Genomic DNA, 23,877 nt, shown 5'->3' on the forward strand with positions numbered 1-23,877 from the left:
CGTTCGCATGTCAGCCCCCCACGACGACGCCCGCACGGGAGTCGATCCGTCAGAATTCCGGAAGCGGGGGCGCACCGGCGCTCTCGCTCTGACCACCGCCGTCGCTCTTGCGTTCGGTTCGATCGGCGCCGCCCCGGCTTTCGCCGTCGACGACTCGGGCGAGACGCCCGCGCCGACCGCCACCGAGACCGGTGCGCCGCAGACCCCCGCTCCTTCCGCGCCCGCGACGGATACCCCGCCCGCCGTGCCCGCGACGGATGCCGCAGACGACGAGGCGGCCGCACCGGCTGCGCCCGTCGAGACCGCGCCCGCCGAGTCGGCCCCCGCCGAGGCCGCGGCGGCGAGCACGCCGGCGACGCACACGATCGCCCAGGTGCAGGGCACCGGCGGCGCGTCGCCCCTCACCGGGCAGACCGTGACCGTCGAAGGAGTGGTCACCGCCGACTACCGCACGGGCGGGTACAAGGGCATCGTCATCCAGACGCAGGGCTCCGGCGGTGCCGACGACGCCACGCCCGGAGCATCCGATGGCGTCTTCGTGTACCTGAACGCCCTCGCTCCGACCCTCGACCGCGGTGACCTCGTCTCGGTCACCGGCACCGTGAGCGAGTACTTCGGCCAGACGCAGATCAACCCGACCGCGCTCAGCGACATCGAGGTCGTGACGGCCGGCGCCGGCGTCCCCGCCGCGACGCCCCTCCCCGACACGGTGCTCGGAGCCGACCGTGAGCAGTACGAGAACATGCTCGTCGCGCCGAGCGGCACCTATCGACTGGCCTCCAGCCACCAGCTGTACAACTACGGGACGCTCTGGCTGAACGCCGGCGACGACCTGAACGTCAAGAGCACCGAGACCACGCGCCCGGGCGATGAGGCGGCCGCGATCACGGCGGCCAACCGCGCGAACCGCATCCTGCTCGACGACGCCTGGTCGCTCCAGGTGAACAACAAGAACCACCCCGGCGAGCAGCCCTACTTCACGACCGAGCAGGTCGTGCGCAACGGCGACGTCGTCGAATTCAGCGACGAGGGCTACATCCTGCAGTGGGGCTTCGACGACTGGCGCCTGCAGCCGACGGTCCCGATCGACGACTCCTCGCCCGCCGATCTGAAGGTCGGATTCGAGTCGACCAACCCGCGCCCGACCGCGGCGCCCGAGGTCGGCGGAGACGTGCAGGTCGCGTCCTTCAACGTCTTCAACTACTTCACGACGCTGAAGACCGAGGACGCGGACGCCCGCGGCGCGGCGAACGCCGAGGAGTTCGCGATCCAGAAGTCGAAGATCGTCGCCGCGATCAACGGCCTCGACGCCGAGATCGTCTCGCTCATGGAGATCGAGAACTCGGTCAAGCTCGGCAAGCCGATCGACACGGCGCTGGCCGACCTCGTCGACGGTCTCAACGCGGCGGCCGGCAGCGAGGTGTGGGCGTACGTGCCCACGCCGGACGCGCTGAACGACGCGTCGACGACCGACTACATCACCAACGCGATCATCTACAAGAAGGACGCCGTCTCCCCGGTGGGCGACAGCGCGACGATCACCGACGAGACGGTGTGGGGCAACGCGCGCGAACCCATCGCGCAGGCGTTCGACATCGACGGTCGCATCGTCACCGTGGTCGCGAACCACTTCAAGTCGAAGTCCCCGCCTTCGGGCGCGGGCGCGGAGCCCGCCGACGGGCAGGGCTTCTTCAACGCCGACCGCGTCGCGCAGGCCGAGGCCGTGCTCGACTTCGCCGGTGAACTCGAGGAATCGACCGGCAGCAGCGACCTGCTGCTCATCGGCGACTTCAACGCCTACGGGCAGGAAGACCCGATCGACGTCTTCACCTCGGCCGGCTGGAGCGACCTGGTCGCCGACACGACCGACGGCCAGTACACCTATTCGTTCGACGGTGAGCTCGGCTCGCTCGACCACGTGATCGCGTCGCCGTCGCTGACGTCGTCGATCACCGGGGCGGGCGTCTGGGGCATCAACTCCCCGGAGTGGAGCGACCGCAGCTACGCGTTCGGCGCGACCGAGGCGGGCACGCCGTACCGGTCGAGCGACCACGACCCGATCATCGTCGGCGTCTCGGCCGACGTGCCCCCGGTGAGCATCGACGTCGTCACGATCAACGACTTCCACGGGCGCATCGAGGCCGACGGCGCCGCCGCGGGCGCGGCGGTCCTGGCGGGCGCCGTGCAGCAGTTCCGCGCCGAGAACCCGAACACGATCTTCGCGGGAGCGGGAGATCTGATCGGCGCCTCGACCTTCACGTCGTTCATCAACGATGACAACCCCACCATCGACGCGCTCAACGCGGCCGGCCTCGACGTGAGCGCGGCCGGCAACCACGAGTTCGACCAGGGCTGGGAGGACCTGCGCGACCGCGTGCAGGACCGCGCCGACTTCGAGTACATCTCGTCGAACGTCTTCCTCACCGAGACGGGCGAGCCCGCGCTCGCACCCGCCTGGGTGAAGGAGCTCGACGGGGTGAAGGTCGGCTTCATCGGGGCCGTCACCGAAGACCTCGACTCCCTGGTCTCGCCCGAGGGTATCGCCGACCTGGAGGTGCGCAGCATCGCCGACTCGGTGAACGCGGTCGCAGACGACCTCCGCGACGGCGACGCATCGAACGGCGAGGCCGACGTCATCATCCTCCTGGTGCACGAGGGCGCCGAGAGCACGGAGCTCGCCAGCATCACGCCGGAGTCCCCGCTGGGCGAGATCGTCTACGGGGTGGACGACGACGTCGACGCGATCGTGTCGGCGCACACCCACCTCGCGTACAACCACGTGATCGACGGCCGCCCGGTCGTCTCAGCGGGGCAGTACGGCGAGAACCTCGGCAAGATGAACCTGCAGGTCGACCCGCAGACGAAGGAGCTGATCTCGATCACCAACGAGATCAAGCCCCTCACCGCCAACGGTCAGCCGCTGTACCCGGCCGATCCGGGCGTCGCCGAGATCGTCGCGAAGGCGAAGGCCGAGGCCGACGTGCTCGGAGCCATCAAGGTCGGCGACATCACCGCCGACTTCAACCGGGCGCGCCAGACGAACGGGTCGGAGAACCGCGGTGGCGAGTCCACCATCGGCAACTTCGTCGCCGACGTGCAGAAGTGGTCCACGGGTGCCGACATCGCGCTCATGAACCCGGGCGGTATCCGCGCGAACCTGACGTACGCGTCGTCGGGGGCATCCGACCCCGCGGGCAACGTCACGTACCGCGAGGCCGCCACCGTGCAGCCGTTCGCCAACACGCTGGTCACCCTCACCATGACCGGTGACGAGATCCGGCGGGTGCTCGAGGAGCAGTGGCAGCCGACGGGGTCGGCGCGTCCGTTCCTGAAGCTCGGCGTCTCGGAGGGTCTGGTCTACACCTACGACCCGACCGCGGCACGCGGAGCGCACATCACCGGCATCACGCTCGACGGGGCGCCGATCGATCCGGCGGCGGAGTACACGGTCGCCGCGAACTCGTTCCTCGCGGGCGGCGGAGACAACTTCTCCACGTTCAAGGAGGGTGACGACAAGCGCGACACGGGCAAGATCGACCTGCAGTCGATGGTGGACTGGTTCGACGCCAACGGCACGGCCGAGCCCGATTACGCCCAGCGCGCGATCGGTGTGACAGTCAGCCCGGCGGATGCCGACGGGTACAGCGCCGGCGACCAGGTCACCGTCGCACTCTCGTCGCTGGCCTTCAGCGCCGGAGAGCCAGCGCCCGGCGAGGTCGCGCTGTCGCTCGGCGACATCCCGCTCGTGACGGGCACGGTCGATCCGACGATCGTGGACACCACCGACGAGGCCGGGCGCGCGACGCTCGTCTTCACGGTTCCCGAGGGCGTCACCGGCGAGCAGCAGCTCACCATCTCGGTGCCGTCGACCGGTACCTCGGCGCAGGTGCCCTTCACCATCACCGGTGAGCCGGAGTTCGCCGGATCGATCGAGCTCGGTTCCTCGAAGGTCGCGGCCGGGAAGAAGCTCGCCATCACTGGCGAGGGATACACCCCGGGCGAGACGGTGACGGTGCAGCTGCGTCCGAAGAAGGGCGCGCCGATCGAGGCGGGCACCGTGAAGGTGGGCGCAGACGGTGCCTTCCAGGCATCCGTCACCGTGCCGAAGGGCACGCAACCCGGCAAGTACACCGTCGCGGTCGCGCAGGCCGACGGAGACGAGGCCACGGCCACCGTCACCGTCAACCGCGCGGGCGGAGTCGGCGGGATCATCGGGGGCATCATCGACTGGATCATCGACCTCATCTCCGGATGGTGGTGACCCGCATCGCGATGCGGTGAGGCGGAGGCCGTCGGGGAACATCCCGGCGGCCTCCGTCGTACCGGTGCACGGCCTCGCTCGGCCGGATCGGAGGCGGCGCAGCGCCGACTAGACTGGTCGCATGCCCGAACCGAAAGTCGCCAGCTTTCCGGCGATCCGCGGTGCGCTGAAGTTCTACCAGATCGCGTCGATCATCACGGGAGTCATGCTGCTCCTGCTGCTCGCCGAGATGGTGCTGAAGTACACGCCGATCCACCTCGAGCTCTTCCTCGGCGGCTCGGGAGGGCCGCTGTGGTTCGCCGGCGTCATCGCCGGGCCCGACTGCCAGTGGTGGTCGCTCTTCCTGCCCATGACGAACGCGTGCGAGATGACCTCGCTCGGCGACGGCTTCAACCTCTCGCTCGGCATCCTCGTCGCGCACGGATGGTTCTATGTCGTCTACCTGTTCGCGTGCTTCCGCGTCTGGAGCCTCATGCGCTGGCCCTTCAAGCGCTTCATCCTGCTCGCCCTCGGCGGCGTCGTGCCCCTGCTCTCGTTCTTCATGGAGTCGGTCGTCGCCCGAGAGGTGAAGACCTACCTCGCCACCCGGGAGGCCGCTGCGGCCTCCACCCCCGCCCCGGAAGGTGCCCGTTGACCGAACAGTCCGAGACCCAGCAGCGCCCGGCGCTCGTCGTCGACTTCGGCGCGCAGTACGCGCAGCTGATCGCCCGACGGGTGCGTGAGGCCGGCGTCTACAGCGAGATCGTGCCGCACACCGCGACCGCCGCCGAGATCGCCGCGAAGAACCCCGTGGCGATCATCCTGTCCGGCGGGCCGTCGTCGGTGTACGAAGAGGGGGCGCCGCGCCTCGACCCCGAGGTGTTCGACCTCGGCGTCCCGACCCTCGGCATCTGCTACGGCTTCCAGTACATGGCGCAGACCCTCGGCGGCGAGGTCGCCCACACGGGGCTGCGCGAGTACGGCGCGACGGATGCCGTCGTCACCGGCGACGGGGGCACGCTCCTCGCCGGTCAGCCCGCCGAGCAGAACGTGTGGATGAGCCACGGCGACCAGGTGTCGCGCGCGCCGGAGGGTTTCGACGTGCTGGCTACCACCGAAGCCACTCAGGTGGCGGCCTTCGCGAACGAGGACCGCGGCTTCTACGGCGTGCAGTGGCACCCGGAGGTCAAGCACTCCGACCACGGTCAGCGCGTGCTCGAGAACTTCCTGCACAAGGGTGCCGGGCTCGCCTCCGACTGGAACAGCGACAACGTGATCGCCGAGCAGGTCGAGCGCATCCGCCAGCAGGTGGGCGACGCCCGCGTCATCTCTGCGCTGTCCGGCGGCGTCGACTCCGCGGTGTCGACCGCGCTGGTGCACAAGGCGATCGGCGATCAGCTGACGGCGGTGTTCGTCGACCACGGGCTTCTCCGCAAGGGCGAGCGCGAGCAGGTCGAGAAGGACTACGTCGAGTCGACCGGTGTCCGCCTGATCACCGTCGACGCGGCCGAGACGTTCCTCGGTCACCTCGAGGGCGTGACCGACCCCGAGGAGAAGCGCAAGATCATCGGGCGCGAGTTCATCCGCGCGTTCGAGAAGGTGCAGCTCGACCTCGTCGAAGAGGCGAAGGCCGACGGCGGTGCTCCCGTGAAGTTCCTCGTGCAGGGCACGCTCTACCCCGACGTGGTCGAGTCGGGCGGCGGCGCGGGCACGGCGAACATCAAGTCGCACCACAACGTCGGCGGACTTCCCGACGACCTCGACTTCGAGCTGATCGAGCCGCTGCGCGCCCTCTTCAAGGACGAGGTGCGGGCGATCGGCCGCGAGCTCGGCATCCCCGAGGCGATCGTCGGACGCCAGCCGTTCCCTGGTCCGGGTCTCGGCATCCGCATCATCGGCGAGGTCACGGCGGAGCGCCTCGAGATCCTGCGCGAGGCCGACGCCATCGCGCGCGAGGAGCTCACGAAGGCGGGCCTCGACCAGGACATCTGGCAGTGCCCCGTCGTGCTGCTCGCCGACGTGCGCTCGGTGGGCGTGCAGGGCGACGGTCGCACGTACGGGCACCCGATCGTGCTGCGTCCGGTGTCGAGCGAAGACGCCATGACCGCCGACTGGACGCGTCTGCCGTACGACGTGCTCTCGAAGATCTCGAACCGCATCACCAACGGCGTCCGCGACGTCAATCGCGTGGTGCTCGACGTCACGTCGAAGCCCCCGGGGACGATCGAGTGGGAGTGACGGGCGAGGGCATGCCCTCGTCCGAGCTCGGCCCGGTCCTGCCGGACGCCGAGTACCTGGTGCTGTCGTCCCGGCTCATTCCGGGCCTGGACGGCGGATACACCATCGCGACGCTCGCGCGCGCGCGACAGCTCGCGGGAGCGGGCGTGGCCGAGGGGCGCGGCCCGCAGCTGCTGACCTTCGATCCGGGTACCGCCGCCGATCACGCGTCGCATCGTGACACGTTCGTCGCGCGGGGGGCGCTCACCGATGCCTCGCGGCTGCGCAACCTGTTCGACGAGGCCGTCGATGCGCGGGGCGGAGCGGCCGACTGGCTGCGCGCGGCCGCCGATCGGGCGCTCGTCGCGCGTGGCGAGGTCGAGTACCGCACGATCGAGGATGCCGAGGGGCGGCCGTTCCTGGCGCTGCCGGTGATCCCCGGCAACCCCGACTGGCACCTGAGTGTCGAACCCGTGCAGGTTTTCGATGGAAGCGGCCGCGTGCTCGGCGGCCTCGCCGGGTTCGGGGGGCTCTACCGCGCCTGGCTGGCGCACCTCGTGGCACAGCACGACGATCGACCGATCATCGTGATCTGCGAGTCACGGCAGCTCGGCGAGCTCATCGTCGGCTGGGCGGATCCGCGCGTGCGCATCGTGCACACCATCCACACGATCCACCTGGAGGCGCCCTACACGGCGGATGCCCCCATCAACGGGCTGTGGACGCGATGGTTCGCGATTTCCGACCGATTCGATGCCGTGATCTGGCCCACCGCGACGCAGCGCGATGACGTCGTGGCGCGGTTCGGCGACGGTGCGTGGAACGCGACCGTGCCCAACCCGATCGCCCCCGTCGACCGCCGGGAGGACCTGCGGGAGGCCGGACTGGTGGTGGTCCTGGGACGTCTCGCTCCGGGCAAGCGCGTCGATCAGGCGATCCGAGCATTCCTCGCCGCCGACGTGCCGGACTCACGGCTCGAGATCTGGGGAGGCGGGCCGGAGCAGGAACGCCTCGCGGCGCTCATCGCCGAGCTCGACGCCGAGGACCGCGTGGTTCTCGCCGGGTACACCGACGACCCCGGCCGTGTTCTCGATCGGGCATCCGTCGTGCTCACCGCCACCGCGTTCGAGGGACAGCCGCTGTCGATCGTCGAGGCGCTACTCCACGGGGCCCCGGTGGTGTCGTACGACGTGCGGTACGGCATCCGTGACGTGCTCGGGAGGGGCGGGGGAGTACTCGCTCCGAGCGGCGACGTCGATGCGTTGGCCGCGGCCCTGCGTGACGTGCTCTCGGACCCAGAGCTGCACGCCCGGTTGAGCGCCGAAGCCCCGACGGTCGCCGCCGCCTGGAGCCCGGAGAAGTCGCTCGCCGCGCTCACCGAGGTCCTCGCCGACGTCACCGCCCGTCCGCCCCGTCGCCGCTGACGTCCAGCCCACCCGCTCCCGTCGCCGCCCGCTCCCGTCGCCGCTGACGCCCAGCGGGCTCGCTCCCGTCGCATTTTCTGTCGCCGGGGCGCCGTCCCCGCGACAGAAAATGCGACGGGAGCGGAGAAAGGTCGGAGGGGGAGAGCCGGGGAGAGGGGCGGGACGCAGAAGGGCCCGCCTCCGGAAGGAGACGGGCCCGGTGACGCGGGGGCTGAGGTCAGCTCCGCGCCTTGCTGTTGCGACCCACGATGAGGCCGTAGATCAGCAGCACGATGATCGAGCCGCCGATGGCGAGCAGCCAAGTGCCCAGATCCCAGAACTCGGTGAGCGGGCGGTTGAGGAGCAGCGAGCCGAGCCAGCCGCCCAGGAGCGCGCCCACGACGCCCAGGATCAGGGTGACGAACCATCCGCCGCCCTGCTTGCCGGGCAGGATCAGCTTCGCGAGGGCTCCCGCGATCAGACCGAGAAGAAGAAAGCCGAGAAAGCTCATGGTGACCTCCTAGTACTCAGACGACGTTCGCCTGATTCCTCCAGTCTCGCCTCTCAGGGATTTTTCAGCTAACCCCTTGCGCCGAGGCGCCCCAACATGGCAGAAGGCCCGCCTCCGAGGAGACGGGCCTTCGTGCGGATGAGCAGACCGCGGGTCAGTTGTTGCCGCGGACGATCGCGATGATGCGCAGGATCTCGACGTAGAGCCAGACGACCGTGACCATGATGCCGAAGGCGCCGAGCCACCCGAACTGACGGGGAGCGCCGTTGCGCACGCCCTGCTGGATCTGGTCGAAGTCGAGCACCAGCGAGTACGCCGCCATGAAGACGACGAGCACACCGATGATGAGGCCGAGCGGGATGCCGGCGATCTCCATGCTGTAGAGGCCGAACGCCTGGCCCTGGGGCAGCACGCCCGTCCACATGAGGATGAGGTTCAGCACCGAGAAGACGAGGTAGCCGAGCATCGCGATCATCACGATCTTGGTCATCTTCTTCGACGCGCGCACCTTGCCGCTCGCGAAGAGGGCGAGCGTGACGCCGACGACGGCCACCGTCGCGAGCGTGGCCTGCAGGACGATGCCGGGCCACATGACCTCGAAGAACGCGGAGATGCCGCCGATGAACAGACCCTCGAAGGCCGCGTAGGCGAAGATCAGCGCGGGGCGGACCTTCTTGCGCGACGTGAAGGTGATGACCATGGCGAGCACGAAGCCGCCCAGCGCACCGAGCATCCACGGCACGAGCGAGACGCTCGCGAGGGAGTTCAGGTCGATGCCGCCGAGGGTCCAGACCCAGCCGACCACGGCGGCGACGAGGAGGATGCCGAACAGGCCGGCGGTCTTCCAGACCGTGTCTTCGACCGACATACGGTCGGTCTCGAGCGAGCCTGCGGACGGAGCCGCGTACATGCCCTCGAGCTGCGCGTTGGCGGCGGCATCCATGCCCGCGTGCTGGAACGACGCGGTCTGGGCTCCCTGAGCAGCCTGCGGCGCGCCGGGGTAGGTCGCGACGTTCCGCGGGTCCTGCTGCTGGAACGCCGGATTGTTGAAAGCGAAATTGCTCATCGGTGGGCCTCACTCCAAAAGGGGGTCGTAGGTCGCTTTCCTCCACGATACCCGGGCGGGTGCCGGGATGGGGTGGCTTACGCTGTGAGCGTGCCCAGGAAAACGCCGCTCGTCATCGGCCATCGGGGCGCACCCGGGTACCGGCCCGAGCACAGCCGGTCGTCGTACGAGCTCGCCTTCGCCATGGGGGTGGATGCCGTCGAGCCGGACGTCGTCGCCACGGAGGACGGCGTGCTGGTCGTGCGCCACGAGAACGAGATCTCCGGCACGACCGATGTCGCCGATCATCCGGAGTTCGCCGGGCGACGCACCACCAAGAGGGTCGACGGGGAGTCGCTCACCGGGTGGTTCACCGAGGACTTCACCTGGGAGGAACTGTCGCGCCTGCGGGTGCGGGAGCGGCTGCCGCACCTGCGCCCCGACAGTGCGCGCCACGACGACACCGAGGGGATGCTCCGCCTCAGCGACCTCCTCGCTCTGGTCGACGCGGCCTCCGAGGAGCAGGGCCGCGAGATCGGCGTCGTGCTGGAGGTGAAGCATCCGACGTTCTTCGCGTCGGTCGGAATCGACCTCGTGCCGCTGATCGAGCGCGACCTGCGTGCCGCCGGATGGGCGGACGGCACGCGACCCCTCATCGTCGAGTGCTTCGAGTCGACCGTGCTGGGGCGACTGCGCGAACGGGGCATCCGGGGGTCGTACGTCTTCCTCGTCGAAGCGTCCGGGCAGCCGTACGATCAGGTCGCCCTGCACGGCGCGAGGGCGGCGTCGTACGCCGAGATGGTCGCGCCCGACGGGCTGGATGCCCTCGCGGAGACCGTCGACGGCATCAGCGTGAGCAAGAAGCTGCTGCTCGCACCGGGGAACTCCCTCGTGCAGGATGCGCACGAGCGCGGGCTGACGGTCTTCACCTGGACGTGCCGCCCCGAGAACTCTTTCCTGTCCCGGCGGTTCCGCGGTGCCGGAGGGAAGGCGGCCTTCGGCGACTACGCGGGGGAGTGGGCGGCGATCGCCGCGCAGGGGGTGGACGGGGTCTTCGTCGACCACCCGGACCTCGGGGTGGCGATCTTCGCCGCGGAGCGGCACTACTGACAGACTGTCGCGCATGACCGGAATCGTTGTGCAGGACGTCAGCCGCGCGTTCGGACAGGTGCAGGCGGTGCGATCCGCCACCCTGCAGGCGCGACCGGGGCGGGTGACCGGCCTCGTCGGCCCCAACGGGGCGGGCAAGACCACGCTGCTGCTGATGCTCGCGTCGTTGCTCGCGCCCGACGCGGGCTCGATCCGCCTCGCGGGCGTCGACCCGCTCGAAGACCCGCTGGCCGCCCGCCGGTTGCTCGGGTGGATGCCGGATGCCCTCGGGGCCTGGCCGTCGCTCACGGCGCGCGAGACGCTCGTCACGACGGGACGCCTCTACGGCAGGACCCGCGATGACGCGGCGCGTCGTGCCGTCGAACTCCTCGGTGTCGTCGGGCTCACCGAGCTGGGCGATGCGCCGGCGAAGGTGCTGTCGCGAGGTCAGAAGCAGAAGCTCGGCCTGGCGCGGGCGCTCGTGAACGACCCGCAGGTGCTCCTGCTCGACGAACCCGCCTCGGGACTCGACCCGGAGGCGCGTGTGCATCTGCGCACGCTGCTGCGCGACCTGGCGGCCGAGGGGCGCACCGTGCTCATCTCGAGCCACGTGCTGTCGGAGCTGGAGGAGGTCATCGACGACGCGGTCTTCCTCGTGCGCGGCACCGTGGTGGATGCCGCACCCGCCCAGGCCACCGCGCGCACGTGGCGGCTGCGTCTCGCGGGCTCGTCGACCGAGCGGTGGAACGCCGACGCGTGGCAGGTCGCATCCGCCCTCGGCCTGCCCGCGGAGAACCTCGGGGCCGACCGCGGCTCGGTGCTGCTCGGCTTCGTCGACGAGGAGTCGGCGGCGCACGCCCTGCGCACGCTCGTGGGTGCGGGCCTGCCCGTCGTCGAGTTCGCCCCGGCGCAGAGTGCGCTGGAGCACACCTTCCTGCACCTCGACAGCGCCGGCGGGCATCCGTCTGCGCCCACCGGAACGGAGGCGGGCGCATGAGTCTCTCGCACATCGGCACCATCGCGCGCCTCGAGCTGACGCAGCGGCTGCGCAGCGTCGGCTGGTACGTGCTCCTCGGCGTCTTCGCGGTGGTGCTCATCGGGGTGACCATGCTCGCGTTCGCGGTGTTCGGGTACGGCGAGGCCATCGGGGCCGGCGTCTACTCGGTCGTCGTGAATATGGTGCTGCTGCTCGTGGTGCTCATCTCTCCCACACTCAGCGGGAACGCGATAAACGGGGACCGCGAGGCCGCGACGTTGGCGGCCGTGCAGGTGACGGCCGCCTCGACCGGCGACATCATGCTGGGCAAGCTGCTCGCCGCGGTCGCGTCGGGAGGGGCGTTCCTGCTCGTGGCGCTGCCGTTCCTCGCGCTCTCACTGCTCGGGGGCGGGGCCGACCCCGTCGTGCTCCTCGTCTCGCTGCTGGTGCTCGCCGCCGAGATCGTCATCGTCGCCGCGATCGGGGTCGGGCTCAGCGGTCTCATCGCCCGCCCGCTCTTCTCGGTGGCCACCACGTACCTGGTGGTCGCGGCACTCGTGATCGGCTCGCTCATCGTCTTCGCGCTCGGTGGTATGGCCGTGCGCACCGAAGCGACGAGCTACAGCCGGCCCTACACCGCGAACGGCACGCCGATCTGCGACGAGTGGGACGAGTACCCCACCGAGGTTCCGCGTTTCGACCTCGTCTGGTGGGCGCTCGCTGCGAACCCGTTCGTCGTGCTGGCCGATGCGACGCCGACCGAGTACGGTGCCGGCGGGTATCCGGTCGACCTGTTCGGTCAGATCAAGCTCGGGGTGCGCAGCGCGCAGCTCTCGCCGCTCGAGCAGCGGTGGGACGCGTGCGCCGATTCACCGACCCCCACCCCCCGCGAGATCGTCGAGTCGACGGTGCCCAGCTGGTTCGTCGGGCTGGGCGTGCAGCTCGTGGTGGCCGGATCGCTCTTCGCCGGTGCGTGGGCGCGCACGGGAACCCCGGCTCGGCGTCTGCCGCCCGGCACCCGGATCGCCTGACCGTTCCCTTCGGTGAGTGTCGAGCGGCGGGGCCGGGCGGAGGTCTCCGCCCGGCCCCGCAGTGTCGGATGCCCGGCCTAGACTCGTAAGGCCATGACCGAAGCTCCCCTCATCGTCCCCGGAACCGCCGGACCCCGCTCGTCCGGGACCACCGCGACCGACGACCTCCTCGCCGGCCTCAACCCCCAGCAGCTCGACGCCGTGACGTACCGCGGCCCCGCGCTGCTCATCGTCGCGGGTGCAGGGTCGGGCAAGACCAGTGTGCTCACCCGCCGGATCGCCTCGCTGCTGCGGAATCGTGAGGCCTGGCCCAGCCAGATCCTCGCCATCACCTTCACGAACAAGGCCGCCGGCGAGATGCGCGAGCGCGTCGAGGGACTGGTCGGCGAGGCCGCTCGCGGCATGTGGATCTCGACCTTCCACTCGGCCTGCGTGCGCATCCTGCGTCGCGAGGCTCAGCAGTTCGGCTTCACCAAGTCGTTCACCATCTACGACTCGGGCGACTCCCGCGCCCTCATCAAGCGTCTGGTCAAGGAGCACGAGGCGGATGCCTACGGTCTCACCCCCGCGTCGGTGCAGTCGCGCATCTCGAAGCTCAAGAACGAGCTGTCGGACGCTGAGGCGTACGCGCGTCAGGCGAACATGTCCGACCCCGCGGAGCGCATCTTCGTCGAGCTGTTCACCGACTACCAGCGGCAGCTGCAGAAGGCGAACGCCTTCGACTTCGACGACCTGATCGGGCAGACCGTCTACCTCTTCCGCGCCTTCCCCGAGGTCGCCGACACGTACCGTCGCCGCTTCCGGCACATCCTCGTCGACGAGTACCAAGACACGAACCACGCCCAGTATGCGCTCATCCACGAGCTCACCCGTCCGGTCTCGACGGCCTCGCCCGAGCCGTATGCCTCCGGCGGCATGATGATCTTCGAGCCCGAAGCCGACGCCGACGATCCGGCGACCGCCGGGGCCTCGCTGACGGTGGTGGGCGACTCCGACCAGTCGATCTACGCGTTCCGCGGTGCCGACATCCGCAACATCAGCGAGTTCGAGCGCGACTTCCCCGGCGCGCGCGTGGTGCTGCTCGAGCAGAACTACCGCTCGACCCAGAACATCCTCTCGGCGGCGAACGCCGTGATCGGCAACAACTTCGACCGCAAAGAGAAGAAGCTCTGGAGCGACCGCGGCGACGGCGACCGCATCATCGGCTTCACCGGCTACTCGCAGCACGACGAGGCGCAGTTCGTCGCCGACGAGATCGAGGCGTTGCACCGGGCCGGTACGCCCTACTCCGAGATGGCCGTCTTCTACCGCACCAACTCGCAGTCGCGGGCGCTGGAGGAGATCTTCATCCGGTCGGCGGTGCCGTACAAGATCATGGGCGGCACGAAGTTCTACGAGCGCGCCGAGATCAAAGACGCCTTGGCGTACCTCGTCGCCGTCGCGAACCCGGCCGACGAGATGGCGGTGCGGCGCATCCTCAACAAGCCGCGCCGCGGCATCGGGGACGTTACCGAGACGGCCATCGCCCGTTTCGCCGACGAGCACGGCATTTCGTTCCGTGCCGCTCTGTCGGTGCCGGCGCAGCTCGGCGTCGGACCCAAGATCCAGGCCGCGATCACGCAGCTCGACGCCGTGCTCGACGAGGCCACCGCGATCATGCTGCCCGCCTCGGGCGAGGTGCCGCCGCCGACCTCGGTCGCCGAGGGGCTGGGTCTGCTGCTGTCGAAGAGCGGCTACCTTGACGCGCTGCGCGCCAGCCGCGACCCGCAAGACGAGGCGCGCGTCGAGAACCTCGACGAGTTCGTCGCCGTGGCCCGCGACTTCGCTCGGAACAACCCCGAGGGGACGATCGTCGACTTCCTCACCGATGTCGCGCTCGTCGCCGATGCCGACGATCTCGACGACGAGTCGGGGTCGGTCTCGTTGATGACCATGCACACCGCCAAGGGCCTCGAGTACGACGCCGTGTTCGTCACGGGTGTCGAAGAGGACCTCATTCCGCATCGCATCTCGGCGGGCGAGCCCGGCGGGCCGCAGGAGGAGCGGCGGCTGTTCTACGTCGGCATCACCCGCGCCCGCAAGCGCCTGCACCTGTCGCTCGCGATGACCCGTGCGCAGTTCGGCGAGGTGACGGTCGCGATGCCGAGCCGCTTCCTGCAGGAGATCCCGGCCGCGCTCATCGACTGGCGTCAGTCGCCGGGCGACGTCAACTCGCGCGGCGGCATGCAGTCCCGCGCCCTCAACGCGCGCCGGCCGGGCGGCGGCTCGGGCGGCGGTGATCGCTTCGGCGTCAAGCCGCTCCCCGGCCGCGAGTCGCTCAAGCCGCTCTCGACCGCGATGGACCGCTTCCCCAACCGGGTCACCGCGAAGGTGCGCGACAACGGCGATCTCGAACTGAACGCCGGTGACCGCATACGCCATGTCGACTTCGGTGAGGGACGCGTCGACGCGGTCACGGGCGAAGGGGCGAAGCGCATCGCGCACGTGCGGTTCGACACCGCCGGGCAGAAGAAGCTCCTCATCAAGGTCGCGCCGATCGAGAAGATCTGACGCGCGGACGTCGCGGCGGCGAGGGTTAGGCTGGCTCATATGGCCCTCTTCTCCCGCCGCAAGAAGTCCGCTGACGACGCCGTCACCTCGGCCGCCGAGACCTCCGACGCCCGCGCCGACGACATGACGACGTCTGCCGAGGAGCCGTCCTCGACGGCGGCGGCCACGACGGAGCCGGCGACCGAGACGGCGCCGGCGACCGAGACGGCGCCGAGCGTCGGCATCTCGGTGCAGGCGTTCCGCGGGGTCGGTGCCCAGGCGGGCCCCCAGGTGGAGCTTCCCGACCCGGATGCCCCGGCCCCGGCATCCGCCGCGCCCCGCGCGTCCGGCCCCGCCGCGCCGGCTCCCACGGCGGCGACACTGCCCGCGGGCGCGACGCCCCTCGTCTCCTCCGAACCGCGCCTTCCGCTAGCCCCAGCCCTCCCGCCCGAGCAGACCGAGAGCGTTCCGGGCATGAAGGACAACGTCCTCCTGCGCGAAGCACTGCAGCAGGTCGAACAGGGCGCCACCAACGAGCAGCTGCTCGGGGTGCTGCGACAGGCCCTCCAGAGCCACCTCTTCATCCGGGTCAACGGCGACGCGCGCGCGCAGATCGCCGAGGGCAAGCCCCTCACGGTCGCGGTGGTGCGCGATGAGGAGCGGCAGTTCATGCTGGCCTTCAGCTCGGCGGCGGCGGTGCGCGACTCCGTGCAGGCCGAGCCCGACCCCGCGTCGACGTCGGCCGTCGCGCAGCCAACGACGGCCGTCATCCAACACGTCGTGTCGGGTGACTTCGCCGGACTCATCATCGACAACGCCTCCGCCCCGCACCGCGTGGTGTTCCCGACCGAGCTCCTGCAGAAGACCCTCGACCAGGCCGACCCGGCCATGACGGTGAAGTCGATCGTGTCGGCGCCCCGCGAGCAGGACACCACGGCGAAGGCCGGCGAGGCGCTGACGCGCACCCGCATGTGGGTGGCCGTGAACGAGGGCGGGGCCGACGGCCAGGTCGGCATCGCCGAGGCGCAGTCGACCGATGGCCGGCGCTTCCTGCAGCTCTTCACCCACCCGCTCGAGGTGATCGCGCTGGGGCGCGGCGACCGGCCGCTGCCGTTCGAGCCCGCCCAGCTCGCCAAGGTGCTCACCGGTCACGCCGAGATGGCGGGTGTCGTCATCGATCCCGCCGGTCCGTCGCTCCTCCTCGACCGCGCCGCGCTCGCGCCCGTGCTCGAGATCGTGCCGGCCGACGAGGGCTGAGCGCACCGCCCTTCCCCGCATCGGCGTCGCGCCCTAGGGTCGGAGCATGGCTTCCGAACGCGTGACCCTGACCGTCGCCGACCCCGAGGGGGAGCGCGAGGTCGTGCTCTCCAGCCCGAATCGCGTGGTCTGGCCCGAGCTCGGCATCACGAAGGCCGAGTTCGCCGAGTACGCGCAGGTCGTGGCCGGGCCGTTCCTCGCGGCGAACGGCAACCGGCCGGTCTCGCTCGAGCGCTACCGCGACGGCATCGACGGAGAGGGTTTCTTCTCGAAGAATCCACCGAAGGGCACGCCCGACTACGTCGACGCCGTCACCGTCACGTACAACAGCGGTCGGCGGCATCCGCAGATCGTGCTGAACCGTCCGTCGGCCCTCGTCTGGGCCGTGCAGATGAACACCGTGGTGTTCCACCCGTGGGCCTCGCTGGCGACGGATTCCGACAACCCCGTCGAGCTGCGCATCGATCTCGACCCGCAGCCGGGCACCGATTTCGCGGATGCGGTCGTCGCCGCCCACACCCTGCGCGAGGTGCTTCGCGAGGCGGGGCTGGAGGCGTTCGCGAAGACCAGCGGAAACCGCGGACTGCACGTGTTCGCGCCGATCGTGGCCGAGCACGAGTTCCTCGATGTGCGCCATGCCGTGATCGCTGCCGGGCGCGAACTCGAGCGACGGATGCCCGAGCAGGTGACGATGAACTGGTGGAAGGAGGAGCGCGGCGAGCGTATCTTCATCGACTTCAACCAGGCCAACCGCGACCGCACGATGGCGGGCGCCTACAGTGCCCGCGCGCTCCCCGCGGCGACGGTCTCGACCCCCGTGCACTGGGACGAGCTCGACGGGCTCGACCCGACGCGGTTCACGGTGCGCAGCATCCCCGGGCGGCTGCAGGAAATCGGAGACCCGTGGGCCGAGAAGCAGGCCGCACCCGGGCGCATCGACACGCTGCTGCAGTGGTGGGAGCGGGACGTGGCCGACGGGCTCGGCGAGCTGTCGTTCCCGCCCGAGTTCCCGAAGATGCCCGGCGAGCCGCCGCGCGTGCAGCCGAGCAAGAAGGTCGCCGCGCACTGGGATGCCGACGGCGAGCCGGTCGAGAAGTCCTGACGCTCAACCGATGACGTCGGCGAGGTCGTACCCCGCCACGGTGTCGAGCTGGTCGTAGGTGCACGACCGCGCCTCGCGATCGGGACGCCAACGCTCGAACTGCACGGTGTGTCGGAATCGCGCGCCCTCGAGCTGGTCGTAGCGCACCTCCAACACCCGTTCCGGCCGCAGTCGCACGAACGTGGTGTCCTTCGCGCCTGAGAAGCGCGACCTGTCGCCCTCGCCCGTCACGGCCGCCCCGCTCTCGTCGCGCTCGACGAGCGGGGCGAGCTCGTCGACCAGCTCGCGCCGGCGACGGTCGCTCCAGGCCGCCACCCCGCCGACCTGGTGCAGGCCTCCCTCGGCGTCGTACAGACCGACGAGCAGCGAGCCGACGCCGGTGCCCGACTTGTGCACGCGGTATCCGAGCGCGACCACGTCGGCCGTGCGGGCGTGCTTGATCTTGGTGAGCGTTCGTTTGCCGGGCGCGTAGGGCTGCTCCAGCGGTTTCGCGACGACCCCGTCGAGGCCGGCGCCCTCGAACTCCGCCAGCCAGCGCACGGCGGCGTCACGGTCTCGCGTCGTGCGAGTGATGTGCAGCGGATGCCCGACGCCGTCGAGGAGCTTCTCGAGCCGTGCCCGGCGTTCCGCGAACGGCCGGTTGCGCAGGTCGTCGTCACCCTCGGCGAGCAGGTCGAAGGCAATGAACATCGCGGGCGTCTCGGCGGCGAGCTTCGCGACGCGCGAGGCGGCGGGATGGATGCGCTGGCTCAGCGCCTCCCAGTCCAGTCGCTGTGCCCCCTCCGGACCGGTCGCGACGACGATCTCGCCGTCGAGCAGGCAGGGGTGCGGCAGCAGGTCGGGGATCGCCTCGACCAGCTCGGGGAAGTACCGGGTGAGGGGTTTCGCCCCGCGGGAGCCGATCTCGACGGTCTCGCCGTCCCAGGCGACCAGCCCGCGGAAGCCGTCCCACTTCGGCTCGAACAGCAGCCCGCCGGGTGTCTTCGCGGGGTCGGGCACGGCGGCGGCGGCCTTGGCGAGCATCGGGGCGGGGATGTCGTAGCGCATGCCCCCATCCTGACGGCGACCGAGGCGGGCAGCCACCCCCTTGCGTCGCCACTGTCGGTGGATCGGGGCTCAGCCGAACAGGTCGTCGAGCTCGTGCGGCATCCCGGCGTCGGCCAGGGCGGTGCGGGCGGCGAGCCACCCCGACATGCCGTTGACGCCCGGACCGGGAGGTGTGGCCGCCGATGCGAGGTAGACGCCGCGCATCGGTGTGCGCCAGGGGGCGATCGACAGCGTCGGACGCTGGATCGCCTGCCGCATCGTGAACGCCCCGCCGTACACATCGCCGCCGATCTCGGCCGGGTTCAGGGCTTCGCGCGCCGACGCCGGTACCGAGTCGTGAGCGAGGATGCGGTCGCGGAACCCGGGGGCGAACCGTTCGATCTGGCGCGTGATGAGCTCGGTCGCGTCGAGATCAGAGTCGGCGGGCACGTGGATGTACGCCCACAGCACCGCCTTCCCCTCGGGCGCGCGCGTGGGGTCGAACACCGACGGCTGCACCGTGAGCACGTAGGGGCGTTCGCTCACCCGGCCACGTGCCACCGCGTTCTCGCTCGCGCGCACCTCGTCGCGGGTGCCGCCGACGTGCACGGTCGGCGACTGGGCGACGTCGGCGTTCGCCCACGGCACCGGCCCGTCGAGGGCGAAGTCGACCTTGGCGGCGCCGGGTCCGTAGCGGTAGCGGCGGAGCGCCCTGGCGTAGCGCGCCGGGATGTCGGGGTGCGTGAGCGCGAGGCGCGGAGAGGCGTTCAGCAGCAGCAGGTCGCCGCGCCGGGGGTCGCCCCAGTCGAGGGCACCGAGGTCGCGCACGTGCGCTCCGGCCTCGACCGTGCCGCCGTGCGCCTCGAGGTCGGCGATGAGGGCGTCGGCGATGCGCTGGGCGCCCCCGCGGGGGTACATCCACCCCTCGGCGTGACCGAGCGCGGCGAGCAGCAATCCGGCGGCCGCGCCGGCCAACGAGGGGAGCGGGGTGCTCGCGTGAGCGAGCACTCCCGTGAGCAGTGCGGCGGCCTCCTCGGTGCGGAAGGCGCGGGACGACAGGGGCGTGCCCTGGTCGAGCATCCGCACGGCATAGCGCGCTGCGGTGACCGGGTCGCGGGGGATGCGGGGGATCTGGTGCCCGGTGAAGTCGACCACGCCGTCGATGTGCCGTGCGAGCGGCCGGAGGCGTGCGAGCCACGCATCGCGATCCTCGCCGAGCGCCGCCGCGGTGCGGTCGATGTCGCGCCAGGCGATCGCGGCGCGACCGCCGTCGAGCGGGTGGGCGTAGGAGATGTCGGGGCGGATCCACTCGATGCGCTCGGCCAGCCCGAACGCCCGGAAGAACGGAGAGGAGAACGCCGCAGGATGCACGGCGGAGCACACGTCGTGACGGAAACCGGGGAGCGTGTTCTCGACGGTCCGCACGCCGCCGCCGATGGTGTCGGCCGCTTCGAGCACCCGAACCTCGTAGCCGGCGCGCGCGAGGGAGACCGCCGCCGTGAGTCCATTGGGCCCGCTGCCGATGATCGTCGCCCGTGCCATGCCGCCCAGTCTGTCACGCCGCGCGGGGCGGGAGGCCGACCGATGCGGTCTGCGCCGCCGTCCGGGCATGCGATCCTGGAAGGGATGAAAGAAGCACAGGGTCCCACTCCCGCAGGCACCTCCCGTCCGTACCGCACGCTCGACGAGGCGCTGCGCCACCACCGCATCGACCCCGTCAACCACGCGTTCATCCGGGCGATCGTCGACGGGTCCGACGTGACGTCGCTCATCGACCGCGGCCGGTACATCGAGGCCATCCGTCGCGGCGACCGTGCGGCGCTGCACATCGGGCGCACGTACACCAACGGCTTCGCCGAAGACGATGTCATCATCCTCGGGTCGACCCGCCTGCGACTGCAGCCGAGCGAGGGGCGCCCGCCGTACTACTACGTCGATCACCCGAGCGAGTTCGCGCCCAGCACCCCCGCAAAGGCCGCCGCGCGCCGCGCCGCGACGCCCCGCACGCCCGCAGCGCCTCGCACCCCCGCCGCGACGCCGGTCACCGAGCGCGAGTACGGCGTGTGCGACGTGTGCTTCATGGTGAAGACGCCGTCCGGCGGCTGCGGCTGCGACTGACCCCGCGCCGCACCCCGGTCACACGAAGGCGCTCATCCCCGTGATGTCGCGCCCGAGCAGGAGCGCCTGCACGCTCTCCGTGCCCTCGTAGGTGTGGATCGCCTCGATGTCGGCGAGATGCTGCATGACGCCGTTCTCGAGCAGGATGCCGTTGCCGCCGAGCAGATCGCGGGCGACGGATGCGATGCGCCGCGCCGCGCGGGTGTTGTGGAACTTCGCGAGCGACGCCTGCGTGGGGCGCAGACCGCCGGCGGTCTCGAGGTCGGCGAGTCGACGGCAGTAGAGCTGCATGGCGGTGAGGTCTTCGAGCATGTGGGCGAGCCGCTCCTGCACCATCTGGAACTTCGCGAGCGGCTTGCCGAACTGCTGCCGCTGCGTGGCGTAGGCGAGTGCCGCCTCGTAGCAGGCGGTGGCGTGACCGAGCGCCGACCAGGCGACACCGGAGCGCGTGGCGTACAGCACGATCGACGCGTCTTTGAAGCTGCGGGTTCCCGGCAGCACGGCGTCGAGGGGAACCCGCACATCGTCGAGGCGGATGTGCGCCTGATGGATGGCCCGCAGCGAGGCCTTGCCGGGGATGACGGTGCCGGTGTACCCGGGGGTGCTCTGCTCGACGAGGAAGCAGCGCACCGCTCCGTGCTCGGGGGCGTCCGCGTCGTCGACGCGCGCCCAGACGAAGGTGATGCCGCCCGACGCGCCATTGCCGATCCACTTCTTGGTGCCGCGGATGACCCACGCGTCGCCGTCGCGTCGGGCGACGGTCTCGAGCGAGACGGAGTCGGAGCCGTGGTCGGGCTCGGTCAGCGCGAAGGAGCCGAGCACGGAGGCGTCGGCGAGGGCGGTGAGCCAGCGGTCCTGCTGGGCGGGGGAGCCGAAGAGTGCGAGGGTGCGCAGGGCCAGGCCGCCCTGCACGGCGAGGATCGTGCCGAGCGAGCCGTCGCCCCGCGAGATCTCCATGTTCACCAGCCCCGCGGCGAGCGGGGAGAGGCGGGTCAGTGCCGGATGCTCGACGCCGTCGACGACCAGGTCCATCTCGCCCATCCGTCGGGCGGCGGCGAGGGGGTACTCGGCCCGGTCCCAGGCATCCGCCATCTGCGGGGCGACCTCGTCGACGTACGCCTGCGCGCGCTCCCACGCGGCGCGGTCGTCGGCGGGGATGTCGGAGAAGACGGCGTAGTAGTCGGTGCCCTGGCGGCCGGTGATGTCGTACGACGAGGTGCGCTCGCCGGGGAGAGGGGTGGCGTCGGTGCTCATGGGGGTCCCTTCGTGGCACTTGGTATCGTACGCCGAGAAACTCGGTTCCACGACCGCGGGTACGGCGAACGCTGCGGGCGGGGCGCACGTCGCCCGGGGACCGGCGAGGGTCAGTCGAGCTGCGACCGCAGTCGGCGGGTCACCTCGGCCACCGGCATGGAGCGTGGGAACACGGCAACGACGAGGTCGTCCGGCGCCTGCTCCGAGGCATCCGCGGGCACGCCGTACCGCCGGCGCACGTCGGCGAGCGCCGCCTGCAGCGTCGCGACCGGCACCTTCCGGGTGCCGCGGAGCAGCTGGCGGAGCACGTGGTTGTGCACCGCGGTGACGAGCGCGGCGAAGCCGACGGCGTCGAGCGGGTCGACCCCCGGCAGTGCGCTGCGCAGGTAGTCGTCGAACAGCCGCTCGTATCGGAACACCGTGATGATCTCGCGCTCGCGCAGCACCGGCACCTGACGCACGATCTGGTACCGGCGACGCGCCATCTCCGGGTCGCGGGCGAAGTGCGTGAAGACCGACTCGGATGCCGCGCACACGGCGCCCCACGGATCGTCGTGCCCCTCGCCGAGGAAGGCCCGCAGCCGCTCGAGGAGAGCCTCGTGATCGGCGAACACGACGTCTTCCTTGCCCCCGAACTGCCGGAAGAAGGTCGAGCGCGAGACGCCGGCTGCCTTGGCGATCTGCTCCACCGACGTCTGGTCGAACCCCTGCGACGCGAAGAGCTCCAGCGCAGCGGCCACGACGCCGGTGCGCAGTTCTGCGGATTCGTGCATGGCATGAGCCTAGACCTCGCGCTCCGGGGGCTGCACGGGCCGTGGGGGCGCCCAGGTCGAGGTAGTAGGCTGTGGGACTGGTCGATGTCTCGACATCGAGAGAATTACCAGACCAGCAGCCCAGTGAAGGAACCACAGTGGATCTGTACGAGTACCAGGCACGAGACGTTTTCGAGAAGTACGGAGTGCCGGTCCTCGCCGGCATCGTCGCCGACACCCCCGAGGAGGTGAAGGCGGCCGCCGAGAAGATCGGCGGTGTGGTCGTCGTCAAGGCGCAGGTGAAGACCGGAGGCCGCGGCAAGGCCGGCGGCGTCAAGGTCGCCAAGACCCCCGACGAGGCCTACGAGGCCGCGAAGGCCATCCTCGGCCTCGACATCAAGGGCCACGTCGTCAAGCGCGTCATGGTCGCCCAGGGCGCCCGCATCGCCGAGGAGTTCTACTTCTCCGTGCTGCTCGACCGCGCCAACCGCTCGTACCTGTCGCTGTGCTCGGTCGAGGGCGGCATGGAGATCGAGCAGCTCGCCGTCGAGAAGCCCGAGGCGCTCGCCCGTGTCGAGGTCAACCCGCTCACGGGCATCGACAAGGAGAAGGCCGTCGAGATCGCGCGCGCCGCGAACTTCCCCGAGGACCTCGTCGAGAAGGTCTCCGACGTCTTCGTGAAGCTCTTCGAGGTCTACAAGGGCGAAGACGCCACGCTCGTCGAGGTCAACCCGCTCGTGCGCACCGAAGACGGCGACATCATCGCCCTCGACGGCAAGGTCACGCTCGACGACAACGCCTCCGAGATCCGCCACCCGGAGCACGAGGAGCTCGAAGACAAGGACGCCGCCGACCCGCTCGAGGCGAAGGCGAAGAAGTCGGGCCTCAACTACGTCAAGCTCGACGGCGAGGTCGGCATCATCGGCAACGGCGCCGGCCTGGTCATGTCGACGCTCGACGTCGTCGCCTACGCGGGTGAGAAGCACGGCGGCGTGAAGCCCGCCAACTTCCTCGACATCGGCGGTGGCGCCTCGGCCGAGGTCATGGCCAACGGTCTCGACGTGATCCTCGGCGACCCGCAGGTCAAGAGCGTGTTCGTCAACGTCTTCGGCGGCATCACGGCGTGCGACGCGGTCGCCAACGGCATCAAGGGCGCCCTCGAGACGCTCGGCGCCACGGCCTCGAAGCCGCTCGTCGTGCGCCTCGACGGCAACCGGGTCGACGAGGGTCGCGCGATCCTCGCCGAGTACGCGCACCCGCTCGTCACGCTCGCCAGCACCATGGACGAGGGCGCCGACAAGGCCGCCGAACTCGCCAACGCCTGATC

General features: G+C 70.6%; 18 protein-coding genes. 12 read left to right on the forward strand and 6 right to left on the reverse strand.

The window, feature by feature from the left end:
• Positions 1-7: 7 nt before the first annotated feature.
• The 4 genes from RWS82_RS01210 (at position 8) to RWS82_RS01225 (ending at position 7,881) form a co-directional block, all read left to right on the forward strand.
• Positions 8-4,261, forward strand: a complete 4,254-nt coding sequence (locus RWS82_RS01210; RefSeq protein WP_314646027.1) for an ExeM/NucH family extracellular endonuclease — start codon at positions 8-10, stop codon at positions 4,259-4,261.
• Positions 4,262-4,382: 121 nt separating this feature from the next.
• Positions 4,383-4,895 (forward strand): DUF3817 domain-containing protein, encoded by a 513-nt coding sequence (locus tag RWS82_RS01215; RefSeq protein WP_314646029.1) that lies wholly within the window; start codon positions 4,383-4,385, stop codon positions 4,893-4,895.
• Positions 4,892-6,478, forward strand: coding sequence for a glutamine-hydrolyzing GMP synthase (gene guaA, locus RWS82_RS01220; protein WP_314646030.1), 1,587 nt, complete (start codon positions 4,892-4,894; stop codon positions 6,476-6,478). The genes RWS82_RS01215 and guaA overlap by 4 nt, the downstream gene beginning before the upstream one ends.
• Before the next feature lie 11 nt (positions 6,479-6,489).
• Positions 6,490-7,881, forward strand: coding sequence for a glycosyltransferase (locus RWS82_RS01225; RefSeq protein ID WP_314646033.1), 1,392 nt, complete (start codon positions 6,490-6,492; stop codon positions 7,879-7,881).
• A gap of 217 nt (positions 7,882-8,098) precedes the next feature.
• Here the strand turns inward: RWS82_RS01225 and RWS82_RS01230 are convergent, their stop codons facing one another.
• Together RWS82_RS01230 and RWS82_RS01235 are read right to left on the reverse strand one after the other, a co-directional pair.
• Positions 8,099-8,371 (reverse strand): GlsB/YeaQ/YmgE family stress response membrane protein, encoded by a 273-nt coding sequence (locus RWS82_RS01230; RefSeq protein ID WP_314646034.1) that lies wholly within the window; start codon positions 8,369-8,371, stop codon positions 8,099-8,101.
• A 154-nt stretch (positions 8,372-8,525) separates the two neighbouring features.
• A complete protein-coding gene (locus RWS82_RS01235; RefSeq protein ID WP_314646036.1) occupies positions 8,526-9,437 on the reverse strand; it encodes a Bax inhibitor-1/YccA family protein in 912 nt (303 codons plus the stop codon).
• A 90-nt stretch (positions 9,438-9,527) separates the two neighbouring features.
• On the opposite strand from RWS82_RS01235, the gene RWS82_RS01240 reads away from it, so the two are divergent.
• From RWS82_RS01240 to ligD, 6 genes are all read left to right on the forward strand, one after another.
• The gene (locus tag RWS82_RS01240) at positions 9,528-10,526 is read left to right on the forward strand and encodes a glycerophosphodiester phosphodiesterase family protein (protein WP_314646038.1); all 999 of its coding nucleotides are present in this window, start codon (positions 9,528-9,530) and stop codon (positions 10,524-10,526) included.
• A 13-nt stretch (positions 10,527-10,539) separates the two neighbouring features.
• Complete coding sequence (locus RWS82_RS01245; protein ID WP_314646041.1) at positions 10,540-11,502, forward strand: ABC transporter ATP-binding protein; 963 nt, start codon at positions 10,540-10,542, stop codon at positions 11,500-11,502.
• A complete protein-coding gene (locus RWS82_RS01250; RefSeq protein WP_314646043.1) occupies positions 11,499-12,512 on the forward strand; it encodes an ABC transporter permease in 1,014 nt (337 codons plus the stop codon). The genes RWS82_RS01245 and RWS82_RS01250 overlap by 4 nt, the downstream gene beginning before the upstream one ends.
• Before the next feature lie 93 nt (positions 12,513-12,605).
• Positions 12,606-15,062, forward strand: a complete 2,457-nt coding sequence (locus RWS82_RS01255) for a UvrD-helicase domain-containing protein (protein WP_314646045.1) — start codon at positions 12,606-12,608, stop codon at positions 15,060-15,062.
• Positions 15,063-15,101: 39 nt separating this feature from the next.
• The gene (locus RWS82_RS01260) at positions 15,102-16,298 is read left to right on the forward strand and encodes an SseB family protein (protein WP_314646048.1); all 1,197 of its coding nucleotides are present in this window, start codon (positions 15,102-15,104) and stop codon (positions 16,296-16,298) included.
• Positions 16,299-16,344: 46 nt separating this feature from the next.
• Entirely contained in the window at positions 16,345-17,400 is a 1,056-nt protein-coding gene (gene ligD / locus RWS82_RS01265; protein WP_314646051.1) for a non-homologous end-joining DNA ligase, read from the forward strand.
• Between the two features lie 3 nt (positions 17,401-17,403).
• On the opposite strand, the gene RWS82_RS01270 is transcribed toward ligD, so the two are convergent.
• Both RWS82_RS01270 and RWS82_RS01275 read right to left on the reverse strand, forming a co-directional pair.
• The gene (locus RWS82_RS01270; protein ID WP_314646053.1) at positions 17,404-18,447 is read right to left on the reverse strand and encodes an ATP-dependent DNA ligase; all 1,044 of its coding nucleotides are present in this window, start codon (positions 18,445-18,447) and stop codon (positions 17,404-17,406) included.
• Between the two features lie 69 nt (positions 18,448-18,516).
• Entirely contained in the window at positions 18,517-19,968 is a 1,452-nt protein-coding gene (locus tag RWS82_RS01275; protein WP_314646055.1) for an NAD(P)/FAD-dependent oxidoreductase, read from the reverse strand.
• An 84-nt stretch (positions 19,969-20,052) separates the two neighbouring features.
• Between RWS82_RS01275 and RWS82_RS01280 the strand changes: the two genes are divergently transcribed.
• Positions 20,053-20,544 (forward strand): hypothetical protein, encoded by a 492-nt coding sequence (locus RWS82_RS01280; protein WP_314646058.1) that lies wholly within the window; start codon positions 20,053-20,055, stop codon positions 20,542-20,544.
• 18 nt (positions 20,545-20,562) lie between these two features.
• Here RWS82_RS01280 and RWS82_RS01285 read toward each other — a convergent pair whose 3' ends face one another.
• Together RWS82_RS01285 and RWS82_RS01290 are read right to left on the reverse strand one after the other, a co-directional pair.
• Positions 20,563-21,798, reverse strand: a complete 1,236-nt coding sequence (locus tag RWS82_RS01285; protein WP_314646060.1) for an acyl-CoA dehydrogenase family protein — start codon at positions 21,796-21,798, stop codon at positions 20,563-20,565.
• Positions 21,799-21,908: 110 nt separating this feature from the next.
• The gene (locus RWS82_RS01290) at positions 21,909-22,571 is read right to left on the reverse strand and encodes a TetR family transcriptional regulator (protein WP_314646063.1); all 663 of its coding nucleotides are present in this window, start codon (positions 22,569-22,571) and stop codon (positions 21,909-21,911) included.
• Between the two features lie 137 nt (positions 22,572-22,708).
• Here RWS82_RS01290 and sucC point away from each other — a divergent pair, with 137 nt between their 5' ends.
• On the forward strand, positions 22,709-23,875 hold the full coding sequence (gene sucC / locus RWS82_RS01295; protein WP_314646065.1) for an ADP-forming succinate--CoA ligase subunit beta: 1,167 nt from the start codon (positions 22,709-22,711) through the stop codon (positions 23,873-23,875).
• The last annotated feature ends 2 nt before the right edge of the window (positions 23,876-23,877 follow it).

It is taken from the genome of uncultured Microbacterium sp. (assembly GCF_963528945.1).
Lineage (GTDB): Bacteria > Actinomycetota > Actinomycetes > Actinomycetales > Microbacteriaceae > Microbacterium.

Excerpts from the sequence above, each read along its gene's own strand:
- RWS82_RS01210 (WP_314646027.1), top strand. The coding sequence starts at position 8 with ATGTCAGCCCCCCACGACGACGCCCGCACGGGAGTCGATCCGTCAGAA.
- RWS82_RS01215 (WP_314646029.1), top strand. The coding sequence starts at position 4,383 with ATGCCCGAACCGAAAGTCGCCAGCTTTCCGGCGATCCGCGGTGCGCTG.
- RWS82_RS01225 (WP_314646033.1), top strand. The coding sequence starts at position 6,490 with ATGCCCTCGTCCGAGCTCGGCCCGGTCCTGCCGGACGCCGAGTACCTG.
- RWS82_RS01230 (WP_314646034.1), bottom strand. The coding sequence starts at position 8,371 with ATGAGCTTTCTCGGCTTTCTTCTTCTCGGTCTGATCGCGGGAGCCCTC.
- RWS82_RS01235 (WP_314646036.1), bottom strand. The coding sequence starts at position 9,437 with ATGAGCAATTTCGCTTTCAACAATCCGGCGTTCCAGCAGCAGGACCCG.
- RWS82_RS01245 (WP_314646041.1), top strand. The coding sequence starts at position 10,540 with ATGACCGGAATCGTTGTGCAGGACGTCAGCCGCGCGTTCGGACAGGTG.
- RWS82_RS01250 (WP_314646043.1), top strand. The coding sequence starts at position 11,499 with ATGAGTCTCTCGCACATCGGCACCATCGCGCGCCTCGAGCTGACGCAG.
- RWS82_RS01255 (WP_314646045.1), top strand. The coding sequence starts at position 12,606 with ATGACCGAAGCTCCCCTCATCGTCCCCGGAACCGCCGGACCCCGCTCG.
- RWS82_RS01260 (WP_314646048.1), top strand. The coding sequence starts at position 15,102 with ATGGCCCTCTTCTCCCGCCGCAAGAAGTCCGCTGACGACGCCGTCACC.
- ligD (WP_314646051.1), top strand. The coding sequence starts at position 16,345 with ATGGCTTCCGAACGCGTGACCCTGACCGTCGCCGACCCCGAGGGGGAG.
- RWS82_RS01270 (WP_314646053.1), bottom strand. The coding sequence starts at position 18,447 with ATGCGCTACGACATCCCCGCCCCGATGCTCGCCAAGGCCGCCGCCGCC.
- RWS82_RS01275 (WP_314646055.1), bottom strand. The coding sequence starts at position 19,968 with ATGGCACGGGCGACGATCATCGGCAGCGGGCCCAATGGACTCACGGCG.
- RWS82_RS01280 (WP_314646058.1), top strand. The coding sequence starts at position 20,053 with ATGAAAGAAGCACAGGGTCCCACTCCCGCAGGCACCTCCCGTCCGTAC.
- RWS82_RS01285 (WP_314646060.1), bottom strand. The coding sequence starts at position 21,798 with ATGAGCACCGACGCCACCCCTCTCCCCGGCGAGCGCACCTCGTCGTAC.
- RWS82_RS01290 (WP_314646063.1), bottom strand. The coding sequence starts at position 22,571 with ATGCACGAATCCGCAGAACTGCGCACCGGCGTCGTGGCCGCTGCGCTG.